At 66.8% G+C, this 20,409-nt stretch carries 20 protein-coding genes; 4 read left to right on the plus strand and 16 right to left on the minus strand.

The window, feature by feature from the left end; genetic code table 11:
- The first annotated feature begins 6 nt into the window (after nucleotides 1-6).
- Entirely contained in the window at nucleotides 7-609 is a 603-nt protein-coding gene (locus tag AB4Y99_RS01265) for an alkylhydroperoxidase domain protein (RefSeq protein ID WP_112764168.1), read from the plus strand.
- 98 nt (nucleotides 610-707) lie between these two features.
- Here AB4Y99_RS01265 and AB4Y99_RS01270 read toward each other — a convergent pair whose 3' ends face one another.
- The 13 genes from AB4Y99_RS01270 to AB4Y99_RS01330 all read right to left on the minus strand — a co-directional run bounded on the left by AB4Y99_RS01270 (nucleotide 708) and on the right by AB4Y99_RS01330 (nucleotide 15,295).
- On the minus strand, nucleotides 708-1,577 hold the full coding sequence (locus AB4Y99_RS01270) for an ABC transporter permease (protein WP_441522099.1): 870 nt from the start codon (nucleotides 1,575-1,577) through the stop codon (nucleotides 708-710).
- On the minus strand, nucleotides 1,574-2,434 hold the full coding sequence (locus AB4Y99_RS01275; RefSeq protein ID WP_441522100.1) for an ABC transporter ATP-binding protein: 861 nt from the start codon (nucleotides 2,432-2,434) through the stop codon (nucleotides 1,574-1,576). Before AB4Y99_RS01275 ends, AB4Y99_RS01270 begins: the two co-directional genes overlap by 4 nt.
- 42 nt (nucleotides 2,435-2,476) lie before the next feature.
- Complete coding sequence (locus AB4Y99_RS01280) at nucleotides 2,477-3,439, minus strand: ABC transporter substrate-binding protein (RefSeq protein WP_441522101.1); 963 nt, start codon at nucleotides 3,437-3,439, stop codon at nucleotides 2,477-2,479.
- Nucleotides 3,440-3,721: 282 nt separating this feature from the next.
- Nucleotides 3,722-5,401, minus strand: a complete 1,680-nt coding sequence (locus AB4Y99_RS01285; protein WP_441522102.1) for a dipeptide ABC transporter ATP-binding protein — start codon at nucleotides 5,399-5,401, stop codon at nucleotides 3,722-3,724.
- Nucleotides 5,398-6,264 carry an ABC transporter permease gene (locus tag AB4Y99_RS01290; RefSeq protein ID WP_113253305.1) on the minus strand — a complete coding sequence of 289 codons (867 nt, stop codon included), beginning with the start codon at nucleotides 6,262-6,264 and terminating at the stop codon, nucleotides 5,398-5,400. The genes AB4Y99_RS01285 and AB4Y99_RS01290 overlap by 4 nt, the downstream gene beginning before the upstream one ends.
- Nucleotides 6,261-7,211, minus strand: a complete 951-nt coding sequence (locus AB4Y99_RS01295) for an ABC transporter permease (RefSeq protein WP_441522103.1) — start codon at nucleotides 7,209-7,211, stop codon at nucleotides 6,261-6,263. Before AB4Y99_RS01295 ends, AB4Y99_RS01290 begins: the two co-directional genes overlap by 4 nt.
- Nucleotides 7,192-8,772: an ABC transporter substrate-binding protein gene (locus tag AB4Y99_RS01300; RefSeq protein ID WP_441522104.1), complete on the minus strand. Its 1,581-nt coding sequence runs from the start codon at nucleotides 8,770-8,772 to the stop codon at nucleotides 7,192-7,194. Before AB4Y99_RS01300 ends, AB4Y99_RS01295 begins: the two co-directional genes overlap by 20 nt.
- 606 nt (nucleotides 8,773-9,378) lie before the next feature.
- Nucleotides 9,379-10,710: an LLM class flavin-dependent oxidoreductase gene (locus AB4Y99_RS01305; protein ID WP_441522105.1), complete on the minus strand. Its 1,332-nt coding sequence runs from the start codon at nucleotides 10,708-10,710 to the stop codon at nucleotides 9,379-9,381.
- Nucleotides 10,711-10,911: 201 nt separating this feature from the next.
- On the minus strand, nucleotides 10,912-11,304 hold the full coding sequence (locus AB4Y99_RS01310; RefSeq protein ID WP_441522106.1) for an RBBP9/YdeN family alpha/beta hydrolase: 393 nt from the start codon (nucleotides 11,302-11,304) through the stop codon (nucleotides 10,912-10,914).
- Nucleotides 11,305-11,419: 115 nt separating this feature from the next.
- Nucleotides 11,420-11,959: a flavin reductase family protein gene (locus AB4Y99_RS01315; protein WP_038362064.1), complete on the minus strand. Its 540-nt coding sequence runs from the start codon at nucleotides 11,957-11,959 to the stop codon at nucleotides 11,420-11,422.
- 86 nt (nucleotides 11,960-12,045) lie between these two features.
- Nucleotides 12,046-12,498 (minus strand): RrF2 family transcriptional regulator, encoded by a 453-nt coding sequence (locus tag AB4Y99_RS01320; protein WP_112764179.1) that lies wholly within the window; start codon nucleotides 12,496-12,498, stop codon nucleotides 12,046-12,048.
- A 150-nt stretch (nucleotides 12,499-12,648) separates the two neighbouring features.
- Nucleotides 12,649-13,974 carry an NtaA/DmoA family FMN-dependent monooxygenase gene (locus tag AB4Y99_RS01325; RefSeq protein WP_441522107.1) on the minus strand — a complete coding sequence of 442 codons (1,326 nt, stop codon included), beginning with the start codon at nucleotides 13,972-13,974 and terminating at the stop codon, nucleotides 12,649-12,651.
- A 316-nt stretch (nucleotides 13,975-14,290) separates the two neighbouring features.
- Nucleotides 14,291-15,295 (minus strand): MsnO8 family LLM class oxidoreductase, encoded by a 1,005-nt coding sequence (locus AB4Y99_RS01330; protein ID WP_441522108.1) that lies wholly within the window; start codon nucleotides 15,293-15,295, stop codon nucleotides 14,291-14,293.
- 113 nt (nucleotides 15,296-15,408) lie between these two features.
- Between AB4Y99_RS01330 and AB4Y99_RS01335 the strand changes: the two genes are divergently transcribed.
- From AB4Y99_RS01335 to AB4Y99_RS01345, 3 genes are read left to right on the plus strand one after another with little or no spacing between them, the layout of a single operon-like run.
- Entirely contained in the window at nucleotides 15,409-16,035 is a 627-nt protein-coding gene (locus tag AB4Y99_RS01335) for a GNAT family N-acetyltransferase (RefSeq protein ID WP_112764182.1), read from the plus strand.
- 24 nt (nucleotides 16,036-16,059) lie between these two features.
- Nucleotides 16,060-17,055, plus strand: a complete 996-nt coding sequence (locus tag AB4Y99_RS01340) for an LLM class flavin-dependent oxidoreductase (RefSeq protein ID WP_441522109.1) — start codon at nucleotides 16,060-16,062, stop codon at nucleotides 17,053-17,055.
- A 15-nt stretch (nucleotides 17,056-17,070) separates the two neighbouring features.
- Nucleotides 17,071-18,363: an LLM class flavin-dependent oxidoreductase gene (locus tag AB4Y99_RS01345; RefSeq protein WP_441522110.1), complete on the plus strand. Its 1,293-nt coding sequence runs from the start codon at nucleotides 17,071-17,073 to the stop codon at nucleotides 18,361-18,363.
- Between the two features lie 35 nt (nucleotides 18,364-18,398).
- On the opposite strand, the gene AB4Y99_RS01350 is transcribed toward AB4Y99_RS01345, so the two are convergent.
- From AB4Y99_RS01350 to AB4Y99_RS01360, 3 genes are all read right to left on the minus strand, one after another.
- Complete coding sequence (locus AB4Y99_RS01350) at nucleotides 18,399-18,542, minus strand: hypothetical protein (RefSeq protein ID WP_441522111.1); 144 nt, start codon at nucleotides 18,540-18,542, stop codon at nucleotides 18,399-18,401.
- Between the two features lie 164 nt (nucleotides 18,543-18,706).
- Nucleotides 18,707-19,474, minus strand: a complete 768-nt coding sequence (locus AB4Y99_RS01355) for an NtaA/DmoA family FMN-dependent monooxygenase (protein WP_441522112.1) — start codon at nucleotides 19,472-19,474, stop codon at nucleotides 18,707-18,709.
- Between the two features lie 42 nt (nucleotides 19,475-19,516).
- Entirely contained in the window at nucleotides 19,517-20,401 is an 885-nt protein-coding gene (locus AB4Y99_RS01360) for an ABC transporter permease (RefSeq protein WP_441522113.1), read from the minus strand.
- Between the last annotated feature and the right edge of the window lie 8 nt (nucleotides 20,402-20,409).

Genomic DNA, 20,409 nt, shown 5'->3' on the forward strand with positions numbered 1-20,409 from the left:
ATCCCGATGAGCACCGCCGTTCTCGATCACCCCGCGACGGGCGCGCCCACCCGCTTCACGCAGGCTGAACTGGACTGGACCGCCTGGGTCGATCCGGTCCCGGAAGAGGCGCTGACCGAGCGCCAGAAGCAGGGCCTGGTCGACATTGCCCGCGCCAAGAGCCCGTATTTCCGGCTGCTGGCGCATGATCCGGACATCCTCAAGGCGCGGACGCTGGCCGACAAGGACATCTTCTACAACACCAAGGCTGGCCTGCCGCGGGCCGAGCGCGAGCTTGCCGCCGCTGCCGTCTCGCGCAGCAATGGCTGCATCTATTGCGCTTCGGTCCACGCCCGCTTCGCGAGCACCTTCTCGAAGCGCCGCGAGGACGTTCAGCGCCTGCTGGATGACGGTGTCCAGGCCGATCTCGATCCGCTCTGGAACGCCATTGTCGAGGCCTCGGTCGCGCTGACCGCGACGCCGGTCGCTTTCGGTCCCGAGCATGTCCGCAAGCTACGCAGCCTCGGCCTCGACGATCTCGCCATCGCCGACCTGATCCACGCCGCCTCCTTCTTCAACTGGGCGAACCGGCTGATGCTGACCCTGGGTGAGCCACAGACGCGCGACTGAGCCGGCGCATGATGCAGGCTCCTCGGATGGCTTGAGCGCGTGCGGAACGGTGGCGGCTCCGTCGAAAAGGACACAGGCCATCCGGAACGAGAAAACCATCAGCGCGCCATGCCCCAGCGCCTGATGGTGACGCGCTCGATTGCGGCGAAGATCAGGTTCTCGACGACGAGCCCGATCAGGATGACCAGCAGCAGGCCGGCGAAGACCTTGTCRGTGTAGAGCTCGTTGCGGTTCTGGAAGATGTACCAGCCCAGACCGCCGCGGCCGGAGGAGGCACCGAAGACGAGCTCCGCGGCGATCAGGGTGCGCCAGGCGAAGGCCCAACCGATCTTGAGGCCCGACAGGATCGCCGGCAGCGCGGCGGGGACGAGAATGCCGAAGACGTAGCGCAACCCGGTCAGGCCGTAGTTGCGCCCGGCCATGCGCAGCGCCTCCGATACGCCCTGAAAGCCGGCGAAGGTGTTGAGCGCGAGCGGCCACAGCACCGAATGGATCAGCACGAACACCAGGCTGCCCGCACCCAGCCCGAACCAGAGAAGCGCGAGCGGCAGCAGGGCGATCGCCGGCAGCGGGTTGAACATCGCCGTCAGGGTCGAGAGCAGGTCGCGGCCGAGCTGGGTCGAGACCGCGAGCGTCGTCAGCACGAAGGCGAGCACGACGCCAGCCGCATAGCCCTGGGCGAGCACGATCAGCGACAGCCTCGCCCGCTCGACGAGTTCGCCACTGGCCAGCCCCTCCAAAAGGGCTCGCAGCGTGGCGGTGAAGCTCGGCAGCAGCAGATCGTTATCCTGCCAGCGCGCTGCCGCCTCCCAGAGCCCCGCCAGCACGAGCAGGATCAGGAGCCTTCGTAGCCAGCCTTGCCGTACGAGCCGCTCGATCAGCGGGCGTGGACGCTCGACCGCGATGGCGACGAAGGGCGGCAGCGGCCGGTCGAATTCCGGCCGGATCGGTGGGGCGGCGAGCTTCATGACTGAGAGGTGTCGCGGGCGCCGGCGTCCGGTTCAGGCTCGCCTTCGAAGAGCCGGGCATGGAGCCGCCGGACCGCTTGCTGGAAAGACGCGCTGCCGATGCTGCCGAGATCGAATTCATGGCTGTTGAACTCGGCCCGCAGCCGGCCGGGATGGGGCGAGAGCACGGCGATGCGATTGCCGAGGATCAGCGCTTCCTCGATCGAATGCGTGACGAAGAGCAGGGTGAAGCGCGCCTCCTCCCAGAGCCCGAGCAGTTCCTCCTGCATCTTGCGCCGCGTCAGGGCGTCGAGTGCGGCGAAGGGTTCGTCCATCAGCAGGATCCGCGGCTGCATTGCGAGGGCACGCGCGATGGCGACCCGCTGCTTCATGCCTCCCGACAATTCGTGCGGATAGCTGCTCGCGAACTTCGCGAGGCCGACCTTCTCGACATAGTAACGCGCCCGCTCCGTCGCTTCCCGGCGCGACAGGCTGCGCGAGGCGATCAGCGGAAAGGCGACGTTCTGCAACACCGTCTTCCAGGGAGGGAGTTGATCGAACTCCTGGAAGACGACGATGCGGTCCGGGCCCGGGCCGCGGATCGGCGCGCCGGCGAGAGAAATATCGCCCTCGACCGGTGCGATGAAGCCGGCGATCGCCTTGAGCAAGGTGGACTTGCCGCAGCCGGAGGGCCCGAGCAGCACGAAGCGATCGGCCTCGTAGATATCGAAGCCGACCTGATGGGTCGCACGAACGATCCTGTCGTCGCTGCGGTATTCGAGGCTGACATCCGCGACGCGGAGCAGGGGAGGCGGCAGCGGCGCGGCGAGCGTGGATGAGGCCCGCGACACGGCGCAGACGGCCGAACGCTGCGACACAGCGCGCTGCCGCTCATTCTGCGCAGCGACAATCATCGAACGTCAGCTGCCCGCCGCGATCCGTGGATCGGCGAAGAAATAATCGGAGAGCGCCTTCGGCTGGTTCTTGATCGCGCCGACGCGCTGCAGGAACTGGCCGAGTCCGAGCGTATTCTGCGGCTCGACCTTGAAGGTCACCTGCGGGCTCTTGAYGATGTCGAGCACCAGCTTTCGGTCGCCCTTGCCGCCATTGGCCTTGAGATAGATGTCGGCCGCCTGCTCGGGATGGGCGGTGACGAATTTCGCAGCCTCGTCCAGCGCGTCGAGGAAGGCGCGGTAGGTCTTCGGCGCCTCCGCGTAGAACTTCTCGGTGGCGTAGAGCACCGTCGATGAAGCTGGCCCGCCCTGCACGTCGTAGGAATTGAGCACGATGCGGGCCTTCGGGTTCTCGGCCAGTTCCTGCTCCTGGAAGGGCGGGTTGCCGAAATGCCCGGTGATCTCGGTGCCGCCCTTGATGATCGCGGCGGCGGCTTCCGGATGCGGCAGCGCGACGCTGATCTTGTCCAGCTTCGCGAATTCGGTGTCGCCCCAGAGCTTGGCCGAGGCCCATTGCAGGATGCGCGACTGCACGGACACGCCGACTGCCGGCAGAGCGATGCGGTCCTTCTCCGTGAAATCCGCGATCGTCTTCACGTTCGGATTGTTCGTGACGAGATAATAGGGAAAGTTGCCGAGCGACGCGACGCCTTTGACGTTCTGCTTGCCCTTGGTGCGATCCCAGAGCGTGAACAACGGGCCGACGCCGGCCCCGGCGATCTCGATGCTGCCCGACAGCAGGGCATCGTTCACCGCCGCACCGCCGGAAAGCTGCACGAATTCGACCTTGATATCGACGCCGGCCGCCCTGCCGTGCTTCTCGATCAGCTTCTGCTCGGCGGCGACGTCGAGCAGCAGATAGACGACTCCGAACTGCTTGGCGATGCGCAATTGGCCTTCGGCCGCATGCGCGTTCCCCAGGGTCGCCATCGAGATCGCAAGCCCGCCAAGCGCAGCCGTTGCTTGCCTGCGCGTCCATCGGACTGGAGAATTCGCCATCGCGACACCTTCGGGATAGGGGTTACATCGAGTGCGTGAGTCTGTGGTGTCGGTATATTGAGGTCAATCAAACGATATTTCGAATAATGCGAAGTATGGGGATAGATATTCTGGTTTTATAGTTCAGGYCAGATCATAAATCTTTGAGATTGGAATTGCATCTGTCTGCGGTGGTAGCGGCACGCGGCTCCGCGGGAGCGGCAGGCCAGGTCGCTAAAGCTTCGGCACGGCTTCGAGCAGGCGGCGCGTATAGTCGTGTTTCGGAGCGTCGAACACCTCCTCGGCCGCGCCTGTTTCGACGATCACGCCATCCTTCATGACGGCGATGCGATCGCTCATGTGGCGGATCACGCCGAGGTCGTGGGAGATGAAAAGCATCGCCAGCCCAAGCCGGTTCTGGAGCGCGATCAGCAGATCGAGCACCTGCGCCTGTGTGGTGACATCGAGTGCGGAGACGGGCTCGTCGCAGATCAGGAGATCGGGCTCGCTGGCGAGCGCCTGGGCGATCGAGACGCGCTGCCGCTGACCTCCTGACAGCGCGGTCGGCCGCCGGTCGAGGACATCCGAAGGCAGATTGACGAGCTGGATCAACTCCCGCACGCGCGCTGACCGTGCGGCTTTGCCGAGATCGGTGTGCAGGAGCAGCGGCTGCTCGATGATCCGCTCCACGGCATAGCGCGGATCGAAGGAATTCAGCGGGTCCTGAACGATCGTCTGGACATGCCGGCGCAGTGGCCGGCGCTGGCGTTCCGGGAGCTGGCTCCAAGCGTGGCCACGGAAGAGGACCTCGCCTGCGTCGGGGGGGCGCAGCGCGAGCGCGACCTTGCCGATCGTGGTCTTGCCGGAGCCCGATTCCCCGACGATGCCGAGCGTCTCGCCGGGATAGACGTGGAGCGAGACGCCGTTCGCGGCATGGGTCACGCTGCGATCCGGTCTGGTAAAGCGCACCGCGATGTCGCGCAGTGCGAGGATCGGCTGGCTACGCTCGGGCTGCGCCTTGACCGGCCGCGTGCCGGATGTGGACAGCCAGCGGCCCCGCGTCGCCGCGCTCGGCACGGCCGACAGCAGGCGCTGCGTATAGGCATGGCGCGGTTTCCGCAGGACCTCCCGCGCCGGGCCTGTTTCGACCAGCTCGCCGTTCTGCATGACGGCGATCCGGTCGGCGAGCTGGGCTGCGACGGCCAGGTCATGCGTGATCAGCAGGATGCCGTGCCCGGCCTTCGCCAGCGCCTGGAAGACGCTGAGGATCTGCTGCTGGACGGTGACATCGAGCGCCGTGGTCGGCTCGTCGGCGATGAGCAGGCGAGGGCGTGCGGCCAGCGCCGAGGCGATGAGCGCCCGTTGCCGCAGCCCGCCCGACAGTTCGTGGGGGTATTGTGCGGCCCGGACCGCCGGATCGGGGATGCCGACGCGGGCGAGCAGAGTTTCGACCTCCTTGCCGATCTCCGCGCGCGGAACCAGTCCGTGGGTCAGGAGCGGCTCGCCGACTTCACGGCCGATCCTGCGCAAGGGATCGAGCGAGACGAGAGCGTCCTGCAGCACGAAGCCGATCTCTCGCCCCCGGATCTTCGACCATTGCCGCTCCGAGAGCTCGGTCAGCGAGCGGGCCTCGCCATCGTGGCCCGACAGGCGCAACGACCGCGCGCGCAGCTCGGCGCCAGACCCCGCCAGCCCGACGAGCGCGCGGGCGGTCACCGACTTTCCAGAGCCGGATTCGCCGACGATGGCGAGGATTTCGCCGGCGCCGATGGTGAAGGAAATGCCGCGCACGACCTCCCGTGGTCCGAGCCGGCTCGGGAAGGCGATGTGCAGATCCTCGACCTCGAGGATGGCGGGGCGGGCGGCCGGCGCAGCCGAGACCACGTCATGCCGCCCCACGAGCTGGACGTTCATGGCTCGCCTCCCTGTGAGAGCAGGAGCTGCAGGCGCCGCCCGAGGATGGTGATGGCGATGACCGAGATCGCAACGACGGTCGCCGGCAGGAAGCTGATCCAGGGCGCGGTATCCAGGAAGTTGCGCCCATCGGCCAGAAGGGCTCCCCATTCGGCGGCGGGAGGCACGACGCCAAGCCCGATGAAGCTCAGGGCCGAGGCCGACAGCACGGCGTTGCCGACGCCGATCGTGGCCAGGACGACGAGCGGCCGGACGGCATTGGGCACGACATGGCGGGCGATGATTGCTGGCGTGGACTCGCCGAGCGACACGGCATGCTCGACATAGCCGGATTGCCAGACGCGGAGCACCTGCGAGCGTACCAGCCGGGCATAGCCCGCGATGCTGGAAAGCCCGACGGCAAGCAGCGTGTTCGTCGGCCCCCGGCCGAGCACGGCGATGATCAACAGGGCGAGCAGGATTTCGGGGAAGGCGAGCAGGATGTCGATCAGTCGCACGAGCAGGCGCTGCAGGACGGGCGGAGCCAGCCCCGCGGCCGTGCCGAGCAGCACGCCACCGGCGCAGCCGATCAGCGTCGCGCCGATGCCGATGCCCAGGGATTGCGAGGTTCCGTAGATGACGCGCGTGAAGACGTCGCGGCCGAGCTGGTCGGCTCCGAACCAATGGCCTGGGCCGGGTGGCAGCAAGATCACATCGGTATCGACCGCGTCGGGCGCCAGCGCCGTGAACCATTGCGGCATCGCGGCCGCGGCCAGGAGGAGCAGGACGAAGGCGAGCGGGATGATGAGCCCAGGCGCGCGCCATGGATTCCCGGCCCGGTTGCCGTTGCGGACACGCGCGATGACGTCGAGGGCCTGGCTCATCGCGCCGTCCTCCGCAGCCGCGGATCGATCAGCAGGTAGAGCGCATCGACGGCCAGGTTGATCAGCACCGAGACGAGGGCCGACAGCATCACGAGACCCAGCAGCAGCGGCATGTCGCGGGTCTTGATCGCCTGCAGGGTGATCTGGCCGATGCCGGCTCTTCCGAACACGGTTTCCGTGAGGATCGATCCGGCCAGGACGCCGGCGAAGAGCGTGCCGGTCAATGTCGAGACCGCGAGCGCGGCATGGCGCAGGGCGTGGCGCAGGCGCAGCTGCGTCTCGCTGACGCCGCGCGTCCGTACGGTCAGGGCGAAGGGCTGAAGCAGCGCCTCTTCGAGCCCGTCACGGAGGACCTGCCCCAGCAAGGCCGCGAGCGGGAGGCTCAAAGCAATGGCGGGCAGCACGAGCGCGGGGAGGCCCTCGCCACCGATGATCGGGAACCAGCCGAGATAGAAGCTGAAGACCGTCAGGAGCAGGAGCCCGACCCAGTAGACCGGCGTGCTCAGCACGGCGAGCTCCAGCCCGGCGAGGACGGTCCGCAAGCCCTTGCGCCGCCCGGCCGTGGCGAGCGCGTTGACGAAGGCGAGGCTGAGAGCCAGCGCCATCGCCGTGCCGGCGAGCTGGAGCGTAGGCCCGGCCGCCTCGCCGATGACCTCGATGACCGGTTGCCGGTATTGATAGCTGTCGCCGAAATCGCCGAGCAGGGCCTGGCCGATATAGCGCAGATATTGCACGGGCAAAGGCTGGTCGAGACCGAACTGCCGGACGAGCGCCTCGCGCTCGGCGGCGTCGACGATGTTCTCGCCCCCGGTGAGCACCGCGACGGGATCGCCGGGGATCGCCTTGACCGCAACGAAGGTGATCGTGGCCGCGCCCCAAAGCACGGCCACGATCACCCCGAGGCGCCGCAGCCCCGCGGGTAAGACGCTAGCGAGCCAGCCAGGCATCGTAGAGATTCGGCTTCGCATTCGTCGCCCAGCTGATGCCTTGCAGCTTCTTCGAGGCGCCGAGCTGATAGGCGACGACATAGAGCGGCACGGCATAGGCCTSGCCGATGATCTCGGCCTGCGCCTGGCTGTAGAGGCGCTGCCGCTCGTCGCCAGAGGCGCCGATCGCCTTGGTCAGGATCTCGTCGAGGCGCTTCACCCGCGCATTATTGGCGCCGTTCGGCGGGATATAGGCCGAATGGAAGACGGTCCGCAGGATGTCCGGCTCAGCGCGGACATAGTAGAGCGAGACGAGGTCGTAGTCGTTCGCGGCCGTCCGGGCGGTGTAGCCCCCGGCATCGACGGGGTCGAGCTGCAGATCGAAACCCGCCTTCTTGACCGAGAACTGGACCGCCTGGGCCACGGTCAGGTCCGAGGCGCCCCATGCCGCGGCATCGTAGACGAAGCGGACACTCAGGCGTTCGCCGCCCTTCGAGCGGATGCCGTCGCCGTCCTTCGTGGTCCAGCCGGCCTCGTCGAGCAGCTTCGCAGCTTTCTGCGGATCGAAGCCCCAAGTCTTCGCGATTGTCGGATCGTAATACAGCGTGGAGGGGCCGAGGATGTTGTCGGCCGCCTTGAGGCTGCCGAAGAAGGCGGCCTTGACGGCGCCGGGCGCGTCGACGGCGCTCTGGAAGGCCTGACGGACGCGGACGTCTGCGAAGGCGCCCTTGCTCGTGTTCAGGAACAGCGAGCGGTTCACGCCGGGGTTTTCGCGCGTCACCACCTGGAGGCGATTATCGGCCTGGACGGAGCGAAAATTGGCCGGCGGCACCTCGTCGATCGCCTGCACCTGCCCGCTGCTCAGCGCGCCGAGGCGAACCGAGGATTCCGGCAGATAGCGGAACACGATGGCGTCGAGATGGGCCGGGCCTTGATGCGCGGCATAGCCCGGTCCCCAGTTGTAATCGGCGCGCTTGGTCAGCCGGCTGCCGCTGCCCTTGGTGAAGCTTTCGAGCACGAAGGGGCCGGAGCCGACGACGGTGTTCGTGGTACTCTTGGCCTCGCGCAGATAGGTCGGAGACTGAATGCCGAGATAGGGCAGGCTCAGGCCTTGCAGCAGCGGCGCGAAGGATTGCTTGTAGGAGATCACCACCGTCGCGGCGTCTGGCGCCGCGATCTCCGCGACCGGACCGAGCAGGGACTTGGCATAGCTCGATGTCGTCTTGGGATCGAGAATCCGGTCGAAGTTGAACTTGACCGCGGCCGCATCGAGCGGCGTGCCATCGCTGAAGGTCACGCCGCGGCGCAGGTGGAAGGTGTAGACCGTGTTGTCGGCATTCACCTCCCAGCGTTCGGCGAGCCATGGCGTGAACCTGTTGTCCTCCGCCTGACCGACGAGGGAATCGACGAGGTTGCGGGTGATCAGCGCCGTGATCGAATTGCCGGTGACCGACGGGTCGATGATGGCGGTGTCGCTCGCGAGGCCGAAGGTCAGCGTTCCTCCGGCTACGGGCTTCCCGGCCGCCTGGTTGTCGGCGGCGGAGGCGGAATAGCCGGCAGTCAGAAGGGCGATGGCTGTCACGGCCGCACGCAGATGACGTCCGCGAGCCGGGGCAGAGCCGCGATGGTGCGGCAGCCATCCACGGTGAGGTGTGTGGAAATCGGACGGGCTCATGGTCATGCCTTCGGATCAATGAGGGCGTCGGCGCGAGCCAGCGATGGCCGCAACCTGAAGCTCCTTGGGCGTCGGAAAATCGGTGTTCGGTCGCGCTGCGCGACGACCGGCTACTTGTTGCTGCGGCGGCGGGTCTCGCCGGTGCGTGTCCAGTGCAGGAATGCCGACAGGCGTAGCAGGGCGTGAATGACGATGTTGAACGGGATAATCATGGGTCTTCCTCAAGCAAAGGAGCCCACGGCAATGTGCGTGGTGCTTTTAGCATTGGTGACGCGGTGCAAGCTGCTCCAACAAATCCCGCGATCGTCCTGATTTCAGCCATGACGATGTGAGTAATCATTGTTTTCTACACGCCCTCAGTCAATCGAATGTATTTTCAAATACATGCGCCTGGGAGCAAGGATTCGCTTTCGCTGCCGGCCCGAAGGGATAATTCGCCCTTCACGGTCTTGGCAGTGTGCTGGGAACGGCGCTGGGGCCCGGCCGCGTCGCCGATGGTGTCAGCTTCGAACCCTACGACTCGGCGAAGAAGCGATTGGCCGGGCGCGGCAGGCCGAGATGGTCGCGCAGCGTGGTACCGGCATAGTCCGTCCGGAACAGCCCGCGCCGCTGCAATTCCGGCACGACCTTGTCGACGAAATCGTCGAGCCCTTCCGGCAGGTACGGGAACATCACGTTGAAGCCGTCGCTGCCGCGTTCGACGAGCCACTGCTCCATGGCGTCTGCGATGGTCGCGGGCGTACCGACGAAGGCGAGCCCGCCATAGCCGCCGAGGCGCTGGGCGAGCTGGCGCACGGTCAGGTTCTCGTCACGTGCCAGCGCAATGGTGCGCTCGCGCCCGCTCTTGCTGGCATTGGTGTCGGGGATGTCGGGCAGCGGCCCGTCCGGGTCGAAGCCCGAGGCATCATGGCCCAGCGCGATCGACAGCGAGGCGATGGCGCTGTCGTAATGGACGAAGGAATCGAGCAGGGCGCGCTTCTCGCGTGCTTCCTCGACGCTGTCCCCGACGACGACGAGCACGCCGGGAAGGATCTTGAGGTGATCGGGGTCGCGGCCGAACCTCRCCATCCGCCCCTTGAGGTCGGCATAGAAGGCCTGGCCCTCGGCAAGCGTGCGGTGGGCGGCGAAGACGGCCTCCGCCGTCTCGGCTGCGAGCTGGCGACCGGCCTCCGATGCTCCCGCCTGAACGATGACCGGCCAGCCCTGCACGGGCCGGGCGATGTTGAGCGGACCGCGCACCGAGAGATGCTCGCCCTTGTGGTCGAGCACATGCATCTTGTCGGGGTCGAAATAGAGCCCGCTTTCGCGGTCGCGGGTGAAGGCGTCGTCGGCGAAGGAATCCCACAGGCCGGTGACGACATCGTAGAATTCGCGTGCCCGGTCGTAACGCTCGCCATGCTCCTTGTGCTCGGTCAGGCCGAAATTGAGGGCGGCGTCGGGGTTCGAGGTGGTGACGATGTTCCAGCCGGCGCGCCCGCCGCTGATATGGTCGAGCGAGGCGAAGCGCCGGGCGACATGATAGGGCGCATCGAAGGTGGTCGAGGCGGTGGCGACGAGGCCGATGCGCTCGGTCGCGCCGGCCAGGGCCGACAGAAGCGTGAACGGCTCGAACGACGTGACGGTATGGCTGCGCTTCAGGGCCTCGACCGGCATGTTCAGTACGGCCAGGTGGTCGGCCATGAAGAAGGCGTCGAATTTCCCGGCTTCCAGCTTCCGCGCGAACCGCTTGAGATGAGCGAAGYTGAAATTGGCGTCCGGATAGGCGCCGGGATAGCGCCAGGCGCCGGTATGGATGCTGACCGGGCGCATGAAGGCGCCGAGATGGAGCTGTCGGGGCGATGGCATGGGAGGACCTGCTGGCAAGTCTGGGGAAGGTCTTGCTCAGCTAGGGAAGGGCAGGGCCGCGTGCCATGCCCGGCGCCCAGAAAACGATATTCCGCATCGACCGGGTGCCGTTGGAAGAAGGACCGTCTTCGAAACCGGCCTTCGGGAGAAGGCCGCAGCCTGCGGCAGAACCCGGTCCAAAACGCGCGTGAACAAGCGGCCTCAATGCAGCCGGGATAGGGCGCTTGGCCGGACGGCCTGATGCTCTCGCCCGGCGCTCCGCCGCCAGAGGAGCTGGTCGAGCAGACGCAGCCCTTCGGCCCAGCTGCCATGGCCGCTGGCGACATTGATGTGCCCGGCATCGCCGAGGTCGACGAAGGCGGCGTCCCACATGTTGGCGATGATCCGCGCGCGCTCGATCGCCATGTACGGGTCGGTGCGGCTGGCGACCACGATCGCAGGGAACTGGAAGGGCACGTCCGGCAACGGGCCGAACGAGGCGATGCCATGAACTTTCGAAATTCTCAGCTCGGGATCGGCCGGCGCCACCAGCAGGGCGCCGCCGATCGGCAGCGTGCTGCGTCGATCATCGACCCGGCCGATGCGTTCGGTCAATGAAACGGATTGGCAAATTTGGACCGGTTTAGAGGACGGTTGCCTGCCATCTCCCCGCTTCAAGGACGGTTATCTCGCCCGGTTCGAATGTCGCGCGCTTGCAGAAGCGGCTGATCTAGATGCCGGCGCCGTATTGCAGGCTCTCGTCCAGCTTGCCGTAGACGCCGCGCCAGTAGAGCAGGGCGCCTTCGTCCTGCGCGTGCCGGATCGCCTTGATGCGGCCGATCAGGATCGTGTGCGAATGACGCTCGATCGCCTCCTCGGTCTCGCAATCGAGCACGGCAAGGGCGCCGTCGAGCGTCGGTGCACCGGTCGCCAGGCGCGCCCAGTCACCTTCATCGAAGCGTGCTTCGCCCTTGAAGCCGCCGCGCCCGGCGAAGCGATCGGCGATGCTCTGGTGCCGGGCGGCGAGGACGTTGATCGCAAAGTGGCCCGCGGCCTCGATCGTCGGCCAGGCCGAGGCATTGCGGTTGACGCAGACGATGACGGTCGGCGGATCCGCGGAAAGCGCCGTCAGCGAGGTCGCAGTCAGTCCCGCTCGGCGCTGTGCATGGGTCGCGGTGATGACGCTCACGGCACCCGCGACGTTTCTCATCACCGCCTTGAACGCGTCAGCGTGAATATCGCGCACGGCAAGGGAAGACTGTTGATTCATTCGTGACCGCATCCTCATGCGGCTCCGGACGCCGCCGCCGCGTTTTAGGCGGCGGCAGGTTTATTGTCTATATAATTAGTAGATAATTAGATTGCGTAATCCGCATGAAGCGACGCGTGCGCGATCGAGCGCTGAACAAGATCTGCGACCGTCGTGGTGTCGACGATCCCTGCGATGGCATCGCGCACGTCGCTCATCACCGAACGCACCGGGCAGGTGTCGATGTCGCCGCAATCTTCGCAGGCTCGAAAGGCGGAGCGGCTGGCGCAGGCGATCGGTGCGATCGGGCCTTCCAGGGCCCGGATCACGGCGCCGACCTTGATCGATCGCGCCGGTTTGGCCAGGGCATAGCCGCCGCCCGGCCCCTTCTTGCTGCGCAGCATGCCGGCATTGCGCAGATCGAGCAGGATGGCATCGAGGAATTTCTTCGGAATGTTGTTCCGCTGTGCCACGTCGGCGACCTGCGCGGTCTCGCCAGCTTCGAGCCGGGCAAGATGCACGATCGCCTTGAGGCCGTATTTCCCCTTGTTGGTCAGCACCGGCGCTATCCATATGTTGAATGTACAGTTTTCCTATCAAGTTCCAGCATATTATCAATATGATCGTTCTATCCTCGGCGCGGCGCGGAGAAAAACGATCTCGAATACGGCGTGTTGGGAACGGGTGAAGGCCCGTTCCCTTTGAAGCGATCAGGCGCTCCGGGCCAGCGAGGCGGCCGCCGCAACCGGCATGAGGGGAGGCAGCTCCAGGTTCGAGCGGAAATCGTCTCCGACATAGTCGGTGTCGATCAGCCCGCGCCGGCGCAGCTCCGGCAGGAGGCCGTTCAGGAGAAGGTCCTCCTGGTCGGGATTGCCGAGCCCGTGGAGGGTGAGGACGTCCAGCACCCCGGCGCGGAAGCGCTCCTCGATCGCATCGACCAATTGTTCCGGCGTGCCTGCGACGGACCAGTGCCCCGTCTCCTGCGCCTCGATGATCAATTCGCGGAGCGTCAGGCCCTGCTTCGCGTAGCGGCTGAAGATCTCGACGCGCCCGCGACGCCGGTTGGTGCTGGTGACCTCGGGCAGCAGGCTGTCGGGCAAGGGCTTGTCGAGCGGCAGGCCCGAGAGATCGATGTCGCCGCCCAGCATGTCGGCGAGCTTGAGGCGCCCGAGCTCGTAATCGATGCGCTCGTGCTTCTCCTTCAGGCGCCGGGCGACGTCCGCATCGGATTCCCCGATCACCGAATGGAACGAGTTCATCACGAAGGGCAGGTTGTCGCCGCGCCCGAAGCCTTTGGCGCGCCGCCGCAGCTCGGTCACGAAGGCGAGCGCGCCCTCCAGCTTCGGCTGCGACGTGTAGACAACCTCGGCATAGCGGGCGCCCACATTGATGCCGGCTTCAGACTGGCCGGCCTGGAATTGCACGGGACGGCCCTGCGGCAGCGGCGGCACGTTGAGCGGCCCCTGAACGGTGAAGTGCCGGCCGCGATAGTCGATGCGGTGGAACTTGGCCGGGTCGAGAGCAAGCCCGCCGGAGGCCTTGCGCGTCACCGCATCGCTCTCGTTCGCATCATACAGAGCGTTCACGACCTCGATGAATTCGGCGGCGCGGGCATAGCGCTCCTCGGGGCTGAGCAGGTCCAAGCCGAAATTCTCCTCGCCAACCGAGGAGGTGACCGCGTTCCAGGCGGCGCGGCCGCCGCTGGCGTGGTCCAGCGTACCGATCAGGCGCGCCAGATTGTAGGGATGGTGGAACGTCGTCGAGACCGTCGCCACGAGGCCGATATGCGAGGTGACCTGGCTCAGCGCGGCGAGCGCGATCAGCGGATCCTGCACCCCGGCGGTGCCGGCGAGGCCGGCCGGATCGATCTGCAGCAGGTCGGCGGTGAAGAGGCCGGTGATCTTCTCGGCCTCGGCCCTGCGGGCGAATGCGGTGGCGCGCTTCGCCCCGGTGGCCGGATCGGCATCGTTCGATGCCGCGATGACGTTGGAGGCGCCCATCAGGGTCTTGAGGCGGCGGCGGGTGGGTGGCGACATCTCAGCGTCCTTATCCTGATCGTTGATCGACGGAGGGTGGCGATCCGACGCGGTAGCCAGCGCTGCTCAGGGCAGGGCAGGGCGGGCACGGCATCGAGCAGAGCGCGGGTGTAGCTATGCGTGGGGGCGCGAAGACCGTCTCGACCGCGCCGGTCTCCACGACGCGTCCGTCCTTCATCACCAGCACGCGGTCGGTGAGGTGATGGATGACGCCGAGATCGCGGGAGATGAACGGCAGGGCCGTGCCGGAGGCCGCCTGGAGCTCCGCCCAGAAGTGTTCTTCGCGTGATCATGATGTCGAACCCCTTTGGCCGGCTCAGGCGGCCAGCGAGGCGCGAGCCTCGGCCGCGAGAAGCTCGATCGTCCTCAGGCGCCATGCGCCTTCATTCACGGGGCAGTCGACGATGAATTCGTCGATTCCGAATGCCCGGTGCAGCCGCTTGAGCTCGGCATGGATCCCTGCCGGCGTGCCGCGCAGGAGCAGCGAGCTGCGCTCTTCGATGCGGTATTCGCGCGAGCCGGTCTGCCGGATGTATTCGAGGGCCTGCTCGCGGCTTGTGACGTTGACGCCCTGTCCGTTCTCGATATCCACGCGGAAGCGTCGCGTATCGGGCGCGAGGCTGCGGGCCAGATCATCGGTCTCGGCGGTGACGACGCCCAAGGCGAGCAGCGCCGAGGTGCCGCCGGCGGCGCGATAGGCCGACAGGGCTTCACCCATGGCGGCTTCGTCGCCATGGATATGGCCGGGATAGACGAACCCCCAGCCGAGACCGGCGGCGAGCCGCGCGCTCTCGATGCTGGCGCCGAGCAGGAAGCGGTCCGGGGGCTGCGCCGGCGCCGGGAAGGCCGCGAGCCGATTGCCGGCGTCGCTGCCGTCATGGTGCTCGCGCAGGAAGCCGTCGAGCTCCACGAGCTGCGTGTCGAAGCTCGGCTTGCGGGCGGGATCATAGGCTCCCTGCAGGGCATGGGTCGACAGCGGCATCCCGCCCGGTGCCTTGCCGATGCCGATATCCACGCGCCCCGGCGCGAGTGCCGCCAGCAGGTTGAAGTTCTCGGCGACTTTATAGGCGCTGTAGTGCTGGAGCATCACGCCGCCGGAGCCGATTCTGATGCGGCTGGTGTGCGCCAGCAGGAAGCTGATCAGCACCTCGGGCGACGAGCTCGCCAGCTTCGCCGCGTTGTGGTGCTCCGCGACCCAGAACCGCGCGAAACCGAGCTCTTCCGCCGCTTTTGCCAGCGAGAGCGTCCGCGCGAGCGCGTCGGCGGCGGCCTCGTTCGCCTGCAGGGGGCTCTTGTCGAGGAAGCTCAGTCGATAGGGCATTCGGTCTCGCCAGGCATTGACAGAGAATGTTGTTCGAATAGTCTATAGAATTAATAGAATGCTTGATCAAGCGGTCGCGGGCAAGCCAAGCCGCTGCGATTTCGGAGAATGTTATGGCTGACGTCTTTGTGCGGTCTTCGCCTCTCGACCCGGCGGCGGAGCCGCTGCTTGAGGGGCTGATCTCGGAATATGACGGGCGCTACGGCGCGGCGAGCCGCCCCGGCGGGGCCCGCTCCGAGATCATGCGCTATCCGGCTGAAGCGTTTACGCCGCCGCTCGGCATCTTCCTGCTCTTGCAGCGCGACAGGGAGACGATCGCGGGCGGGGCATTCATGAGCCACGACGATGAGACGGCGGAGTTCAAGCGCATCTGGACGCGCCCGGATCTGCGCCGACAGGGGCTTGCCCGGCAAATCGTGCTTGCACTCGAAGAGGCGGCGGCCGAGTTGGGCTATACCCGGGCTTATCTGACCACCGGTTTCCGCCAGCCCGAAGCGTCGGCCTTGTACCTCGCCCTGGGCTATCGGCCGCTCTTCGACACGAGCGTCGATCCCACCCTCTACCGCTCCTTGCCGTTCGAGAAACATATCGGGGCAAAGGCGGGGCAGGTCGGCACCTATCCGGTCTTCGCGCCGGCTGCGTCACTGGAGGACGCCACCAAGCGCGTCGCCGCGATCAAGGCCGAGCAGGAGGGGAAGGTCTCCGCCCGGCTGGCGAGTTATCTGGCCTCGGCCGCCTGAGCACTGACCCGATCGGATCGAACGATGACGCAGAAATCGACTTTCCTAGTAGGCTTTGGGCTGCATGCCGGTTCCCATGGAGACGATCCCGACTGGCGCGGCTTCTGGAGTGGCCTGATCGGCCGGCTCGACGGCGCGGCCGAATTCCTGACCCTGGAAGATCGCTTCGCTGATCCCGGCCGGGACGGGCTCGACGCGATCCTTCTGGCCAATTGGCTCGCGCCGCGCAGCCGCGACATCGGCATCATCGCCGGCGCGCCCCTCAACGTCCTCGAGCCCTTCCATGTCTCGACCGCCATCGCCACCCTGGACTATGTCAGCGGGGGCAGGGCTGGCCTCCTGGCCCAGCGCCTCGACCAGCAGCGGAGCCTTGACGCCGGCCGTGCCATCGGCGCGCTGAAGGGCTTTCCGGCGGTCGATCCGCCGTCTCTCGACCGCGACGCGCTCGCTGCGGCCGAGGTGGTGAGGCGGCTCTGGGACAGTTGGGAGGATGATGCGGTCATCCGCGACGTCGTGAGCCAGCGCTATGTCGACGGCGAGAAACTTCACTATATCGACTTCCAGGGCGCCGATTTCCGCGTGCTGGGGCCCTCCATCACGCCAAGACCTCCTCAGGGCCAGCCTTTGGTCGCGACCAGCTGGACGGCGGAAGCGGATCTGGCGCTCGCCCGCGCTGCCGACGTGGTTTTCGTGCCGGCCGCGAGCGACCTTGCCGGAATAGTGGCGAAGCTGGAGGGCGATGGCCCAGGCACGGGGCCGAAGGTCATCGCCGATCTGCACGTGAAGCCCGATGTGGCTGATGTCGCCGACCTGATCGCTGCCGCCAAGACCTCCGAGACTCAGGGAGCCCACGGCGTCCGCCTGATCTTGACCGACCCGCACCGGCAGATCGCGCCTGTTGTCGACGCGCTTGTGCCTGCTCTTCGCGCCGCGGGGCTCGTCGCACAGCCCTCGGGTGGAGATCTGCGCAGCCGCTTCGGCCTGCCCGCCGCCCGCAATCGCTACGCCGCGGCCGCCTGAGCTCGGAGGAATATCATGTCCAAGAAGCAGATCATCCTCGGGGCGCAGTTTCCGGGCGTGAACAATTTCACGGTCTGGAGCGATCCGGCCGCCGGCAGCCAGATCGCATTCCCGTCCTTCCGGCACTTCGCCGAGACCGTCGAACGCGGCAAGTTCGACTTCATCTTCCTGGCCGAAGGCTTGAGGGTCCGGGAGCAGAAGGGACGCTTCCACGAGCTGGATGTCGTCGGCCGCCCGAACACTCTGGCTATCCTCACGGCATTGGCTTCGATCACCAACCATGTTGGTTTGATCGGGACGCTGACGACGACGTTCAACGAGCCTTACCCGCTGGCACGCCAGCTCGCGACGCTCGATATCCTGTCCGGCGGGCGGGCCGGCTGGAACGTGGTGACGTCGCCCGGTGCCTTCACCGCAGCCAATTTCCGCCGCGGCGATCATCTGCCGTTCCGCGAACGCTACGAGCGCGCGCGGGACTTCCTCGAAACCGCGCGCTCGATCTGGCAGGGCGGCGATTTCCATGTCCGCTCTCCCTATTTCGACATCGCAGGCCGCACCGGTGCCGGCCCACTGCCGCAAGGGGCTCCCGTCATCGCGCAGGCCGGCGATTCCGACGAGGGCAGGGAACTCGCCGCCAGCCATGCCGACCTGATCTATTCGCGGCATGGGACCCTTGAGGAGGGACAGGCCTTCTATGCCGACGTGAAGCAGCGTCTTGCTAAATACGGCCGCAGCCGTGATGCCCTGAAAATCCTTCCGGGAGCCAATTTCGTTCTGGGCGAGACGCTTGAAGACGCGCTGGAAAAGCAGAGGGCCATCCGCCTGCAGCAGGTCAGCCCGAAGAACGCCATCGTCTTTCTCGAGCAGGTCTGGAACCGCGATCTCACGGCCTACGACCCGGACGGCCCGCTGCCGGAGGTCGATCCCGATGTCGCCGTCGAGCAGCTCGCCCAGGGGCGCGCCGCCCGCTACGACAACCGCCTGGAAACCGCGCGCGCCTGGCGCGAACTGGCTGAGCGCGAAAAGCTCAGCATCCGCGAGCTCATCATCAAGGTGACCGGACGCAAGCAGTTCGTCGGGACGCCCGCACAGGTCGCCGAGGAGATCGATCGCTATGTCCAGGCGGATGCGGCGGACGGTTTCGTCTTCGCGCCGCATCTCACGCCCGGCGGCTTCGACGAGTTCGTCGAGAAGGTCATCCCGATCCTGCAGGAGCGCAAGGTCTTCCGGCAGGACTATGCCGCGCCCACCCTGCGTGGAAACCTCGCTCTTCCCGAGGCCTGGCAGCCGGTCGCCAAGGCCGTATAGGCGGCTTCCAATTCAGTGCCGGCGCCGCCTGGTGCTCAGCTCGCGAAAGCCTTGAGCCGCGGAATGCCGAGGCCAAAGCGCTCGCGCAGGGTGGTCTCGGCATAGCTCCGGCGGAACAGGCCACGATCCTGGAGGACGGGGATCACGCGGTCGACGAAATCGTCGAGCCCGTCCGGCATCGAGGCGGGGATCAGGTTGAAGCCGTCGGCCGCGCCTTGCTCAAACCAATGTTGCAGATCGTCGGCGATCGTCTCCGGCGAGCCGATGATGATGCGGTGGCCATGGGAAGCGATGGCGAGTGCGGCAAGCTCGCCCAGCGTGTAGTTCTCGGCGCGCGCCTTGTTCAGAAGGCGCGATAGGCGAGCGAATCCTCGATCGTGTCCTGTGCGGTGAAGGCGAGATCGGCCTGCGTCGCGGCAAGCCCGATGCCGTCGCGCGAGGAGCCTGCCTGCACGATCACGGGATGGCCCTGCGGCGGCCGGGAGACGTTGAGCGGACCCCGGACGGAGAAATGCTCGCCCTTGTGGTCGAGCAGGCGAACACGGTCCGTATCGAGGAATCTGCCGGATCGCTTGTCCATGACGAGTGCGTCGTCGGCCCAGCTATCCCACAAGCCGCGCACGACCCGGACGAACTCGTCGGCGCGGGCATAGCGAGCGGCATGATCGGGCAGGGCGCTCAGGCTGAAATTTTCCGCAGCGCGGTCGGATTGCGTGGTGACCACGTTCCAGCCCGCCCGGCCACGGCTGATATGGTCGAGCGAGGCCAGGGCACGCGCGACATTGTACGGCTCGGAGAAGCTGGTCGAGATCGTGCCGACGAGCCCGATCTTCGAGGTCGCGACCGCCAGCGCCGAGAGCAGCGTCACCGGCTCGAGCCCGCCGGCCTTGCCCTGCGCGCCGGGCTCTGGGCCGGCGAGGTTGTCGGCCATGAAGAACATGTCGAACAGCCCTTCCTCGGCCTTTCGCGCGATGCGGATGACCCAGTCGATATCTTCCGGATGACCTTGCGCGGCCTCCTGCCGCCAGGCGGCGGGGTGGCGGCCGAGTGGTTGGTGGAACAGCCCGAGATGGATTGTCCGGGACTTCTGCGTCTGTGAAACGGCCGACATCGGGTCTGTCCTGAAGGGGGTTGGATCGCGGGCGTGAARAGCTTACGCCAGTCGCGGATCGAGGTGGTCGCGCAGCCAGTCACCGAGCAGGATGACGCCGAGCACGGTCAGCGTGATCGCGATGCCGGGGAAGGTCGCGACCCACCAGCTTGTGGCGAGGTATTGCCGGCCTTCGCTGAGCATCTGGCCCCATGAAATCTCCGGCGGCTGGATACCGAAGCCGAGGAAGCTCAGCGAGGATTCGGCGAGGATGACGGTGCCGACATTCAGGGTGGACACCACGACGAAGGAGGAGAGGATGTTCGGCAGGATATGCCGCAGGATGAGACCGAGCGGGCTTGCGCCGCTGGCTCGCGCAGCCGCGACATAGTCCATCTCCCTGATGCCGAGCACGTCGGCCCGCACGATCCGGGCGCAGCCGACCCAGTTGGTCGCAGCGATGACGACGACGAGCGGCAGCAGGCCGGAGCCGGCGACGAGGGCGACGACCAGCATGAACAGCATGGTCGGGATCGCCAGCATGGCGTCGATCACGCGCATGATCAGCAGGTCGACCCGGCCTCCCGCCATGCCGGCGAGCAGGCCGAGCGCCAGCCCGATCAGGCTGGACAGGGCGACGGCCGCAAGGCCGACCGAGAGCGATGTCCGCGCCCCGAAGATGATGCGGCTCAGCAGATCGCGCCCCTGGCTGTCGGTCCCGAGCAAGTAGCGCGGGTTTCCACCCTCCAGCCAGGCGGGCGGCAGCAGCTTCAGCGACAGGTTGCGCCGGAGCGGGTCGAGCGGTGCGAGATGCTCCGCCCCCAGCGCGGTGACGACGATCAGCGCCACGATGACGATGCCGGCGAGGCCCGCCTTGTTGCGCAGGAGAGATGGCAGCAAACGGCGCCGCTGCGGCGGAGGGCTGCTGATGAGCGAGATCTCGGTCATGCGGTGCT

This window comes from Allobosea sp. TAB14, from assembly GCF_052113865.1.
Taxonomy (GTDB): domain Bacteria; phylum Pseudomonadota; class Alphaproteobacteria; order Rhizobiales; family Beijerinckiaceae; genus Allobosea; species Allobosea spartocytisi.

Bases quoted from the DNA above. Each gene is read 5' to 3' on its own strand.
- AB4Y99_RS01345 (WP_441522110.1), top strand. From the start codon at position 17,071: ATGTCCAAGAAGCAGATCATCCTCGGGGCGCAGTTTCCGGGCGTGAAC.
- AB4Y99_RS01355 (WP_441522112.1), bottom strand. From the start codon at position 19,474: ATGTCGGCCGTTTCACAGACGCAGAAGTCCCGGACAATCCATCTCGGG.
- AB4Y99_RS01295 (WP_441522103.1), bottom strand. From the start codon at position 7,211: ATGCCTGGCTGGCTCGCTAGCGTCTTACCCGCGGGGCTGCGGCGCCTC.
- AB4Y99_RS01325 (WP_441522107.1), bottom strand. From the start codon at position 13,974: ATGTCGCCACCCACCCGCCGCCGCCTCAAGACCCTGATGGGCGCCTCC.
- AB4Y99_RS01350 (WP_441522111.1), bottom strand. From the start codon at position 18,542: ATGCCGGACGGGCTCGACGATTTCGTCGACCGCGTGATCCCCGTCCTC.
- AB4Y99_RS01265 (WP_112764168.1), top strand. From the start codon at position 7: ATGAGCACCGCCGTTCTCGATCACCCCGCGACGGGCGCGCCCACCCGC.
- AB4Y99_RS01335 (WP_112764182.1), top strand. From the start codon at position 15,409: ATGGCTGACGTCTTTGTGCGGTCTTCGCCTCTCGACCCGGCGGCGGAG.
- AB4Y99_RS01315 (WP_038362064.1), bottom strand. From the start codon at position 11,959: ATGAATCAACAGTCTTCCCTTGCCGTGCGCGATATTCACGCTGACGCG.
- AB4Y99_RS01330 (WP_441522108.1), bottom strand. From the start codon at position 15,295: ATGCCCTATCGACTGAGCTTCCTCGACAAGAGCCCCCTGCAGGCGAAC.
- AB4Y99_RS01360 (WP_441522113.1), bottom strand. From the start codon at position 20,401: ATGACCGAGATCTCGCTCATCAGCAGCCCTCCGCCGCAGCGGCGCCGT.
- AB4Y99_RS01290 (WP_113253305.1), bottom strand. From the start codon at position 6,264: ATGAGCCAGGCCCTCGACGTCATCGCGCGTGTCCGCAACGGCAACCGG.
- AB4Y99_RS01340 (WP_441522109.1), top strand. From the start codon at position 16,060: ATGACGCAGAAATCGACTTTCCTAGTAGGCTTTGGGCTGCATGCCGGT.
- AB4Y99_RS01285 (WP_441522102.1), bottom strand. From the start codon at position 5,401: ATGAACGTCCAGCTCGTGGGGCGGCATGACGTGGTCTCGGCTGCGCCG.